Genomic DNA, 2,643 nt, shown 5'->3' on the forward strand with positions numbered 1-2,643 from the left:
CGCCAGCCCGCTGGCGCAGCTCGTGCTGGACGGCGAGGGGCGGGTGGCGCTGACCAACCACCGCGCCGACCACCTCTTCGCCCTGGGTGCCGGGGACGTCGGGCGCCCCTTCCAGGACCTGGAGGTGTCCTACCGGCCGGTGGAGCTGCGCTCGGCGGTGGAGGAGGCCCACGCCCAGCGGCGGACGGTGTGGATCCGCGACGTGCGGTGGTCGCGCCTGCGGGGCGAGAGCCGGTGGTTCGACGTGCAGGTGGTGCCGCTGCACTCGGCGCAGGGCCTGGCGCTGGGCACGGCGGTCGTCTTCACCGACGTCAGCCGCTCCCACCAGCTGCAGGAGGAGCTGGAGGAGGCCCACCGGCAGCTGGAGACCGCCAACGAGGAGCTGCAGTCCACCAACGAGGAGCTGGAGACCACCAACGAGGAGCTGCAGTCCACGGTGGAGGAGCTGGAGACCACCAACGAGGAGCTGCACTCCACCAACGAGGAGCTGGAGACGATGAACGTGGAGCTGCAGTCGATGAACGACGAGCTCCAGGACTCCAACCGCGAGCTGCGGCTGCGCACGGAGGAGGTCGGCGCCCTCAACCTCTACATGGAGGGCGTGTTCACCAGCCTGCGGGTGGGGGTGGCCGTCGTGGACCCGGACCTGCGGGTGCAGGTGTGGAACGCGCGGGCGGCGGACCTGTGGGGGGTGCGCGCCGACGAGGCGGTCGGCGCGCACCTGCTCACCCTCGACGTCGGCCTGCCGCTGCACCGCGTGGGCCCGGCGGTGCGGGCGGTGCTGGCCGGCGAGGCGGAGGTGTCGCTGTCGGTGCCGGCGGTCAACCGCCGCGGCCGCACGGTCACCGTGACCGTCGGGGTGACCGCGCTGGTCACCGCCTCCGGCACCTCCTCGGGCGCGGTGATCGTCATGGACCAGCGGCAGGAGGAGGAGGCGCACCCGCCGATCGCCGCGGCGCTGGACGGGAGCTGAGCCGCTCCCGCTGCCGCGCCAGCAGCACGCGCAGGCCCTCGTCCGCACCGCCGGCGTCGGCGACGACGAGACCGGCGACGTCGCGCAGCTTGACGTTGCGGTCCTGGCTGAGGGAGCTGAGCACCTCGAAGGCCTGCGCGACGTCGCAGCCGAGCCAGCCGGCCACGAGCCCCTTGGCCTGCTCGATGCCCGCGCGCGAGCGCATGGCCTCCTGCAGCTGGGTGGCGGTGGCGCGCAGCTCGTCCGTGCGGCGGGCGTCGCGCAGCACGGCGGCGGTGGCGTCCGCGAACAGCAGCGCGAGGTCGAGGTCCGCCTCGTCGCCGAAGGCGCCGGGTGCGGCGCCGTAGAGGTTGAGGCAGCCGGCCGCCGCCCCGTCGAGCAGGACGGGTACCGCCGACGCCGCGACGGCCTCCCCGCCGGCCAGCGCCCGCGCCAGGGCGGGCCAGCGGGCGTGGGTGCGCAGGTCGTCGCAGGTCACCGGGCGCGCCGTGCGCCAGGCCGTGGCGCACGGCCCCTCGCCGGCCTGCCACTGCGCCCCGTCGACGTGCTGGGCGAGCGCGGAGTCGGTGGCGACGTCGTCGGGGGCGGCCGGGTCGCCCAGGCTGATGCTGCAACCGTCGGCCGGCGGGACCGCGTCGCGCACGAGGGCGGCGACCTGCACGAGGAGCTCGTGGGTGCTCAGGTCGCCGACGGGCAGCGCGTGCAGGGCCGCGATGGCGCGCAGCGCGTCCGCCGCACCGCGCGAGCTCTGCCCGGGACCGCGCTCACCGGGCGTGCCGGCAGCGGGGACCGGGACGAGCACCCACTGCAGCCGGGTGCCCCCGTCGCCGGGCAGGTCCGGCAGGTCCGGCAGGTCCGGCAGGTCCGGCACGGCCGAGGCCGTGACGTCGACGAGGACGGGCCCGCTGCGGCGGGGGGCCACGGCCAGCCGGGTGGAGGCGGTGCCGGTGCGCAGCGCCTCGGCGAGGAGGGAGCGGGCGCGGGCGCGGTCCTCGGCGACGACGAGCACCTGCAGCGGCTTGTGCCGCATCCGCGCGGGCAGGATGCCCAGCAGCGCCGCGGCGGCGCGGTTGGCCTCGGCGATGCCGCCGTGGGCGTCGGTGTGCAGCACCGCCACGGGCACCGCGTCGACGATCGTCCGCAGGCCCGCCCGGGCGGCCTGCTCGCGCCGCAGCAGGTCGTCGATCTCCCGCTGCTGCGCGGCGAGCTCGTCGTCGGCGACGGCCAGCTCCTCGCTGACGACCTCCAGCTGCAGCGCCAGCTCGTCGCGCGTGAGGGGCTGCGCCCCCTCGTGCGCGTCGTGCGCCCTGGTCCTCGTCTCGTGGTCCACTGCTCGCTCCCGCGGGGTGCGCCGGCGCCGTGGTCTCGACGGCGGCAGCCCCATGCTGCCAGCGGCGCGAGCACGCGGTGCGAGCGGAGGGCCGGAAACTCGGGAGCGCCCCGCCACCGGGGCTGGCTAGCGTGGCCGGGGCTGCGCGGGAACCTCCCGCCCGGCCCGCGGGAGGACACGTGCGAGGGCGCGCTGCGGCGCTCGGCTGGGGGCGGCTGCGCGAGCGGCGGGCGGCGGTGGCGGCGCTCGTGGCGGCCGCCGCCGCCCTGGGGGAGACGCTGGGGGCGGTGGTGGCCGGCCGGCTGGCCGTCGGGCCGAGCGGGCAGCTGGTGCTGGCCCT

The 2,643-nt window shown here is 77.2% G+C and carries 2 protein-coding genes; one reads left to right on the top strand and one right to left on the bottom strand.

Going from position 1 to position 2,643, the window contains the following annotated elements:
* On the top strand, positions 1-973 hold a 973-nt coding region (locus tag ABEB16_RS20670; RefSeq protein ID WP_345714070.1), incomplete at its 5' end, for a PAS domain-containing protein.
* On the opposite strand, the gene ABEB16_RS20675 is transcribed toward ABEB16_RS20670, so the two are convergent.
* Positions 909-2,303 carry an ANTAR domain-containing protein gene (locus ABEB16_RS20675; RefSeq protein WP_345714071.1) on the bottom strand — a complete coding sequence of 465 codons (1,395 nt, stop codon included), beginning with the start codon at positions 2,301-2,303 and terminating at the stop codon, positions 909-911. The two genes, ABEB16_RS20670 and ABEB16_RS20675, sit on opposite strands and share 65 nt — an antisense overlap.
* Positions 2,304-2,643: the final 340 nt, after the last annotated feature.

The organism is Kineococcus glutinatus, from assembly GCF_039542765.1.
GTDB classification, from domain to species: Bacteria; Actinomycetota; Actinomycetes; order Actinomycetales; family Kineococcaceae; genus Kineococcus_A; species Kineococcus_A glutinatus.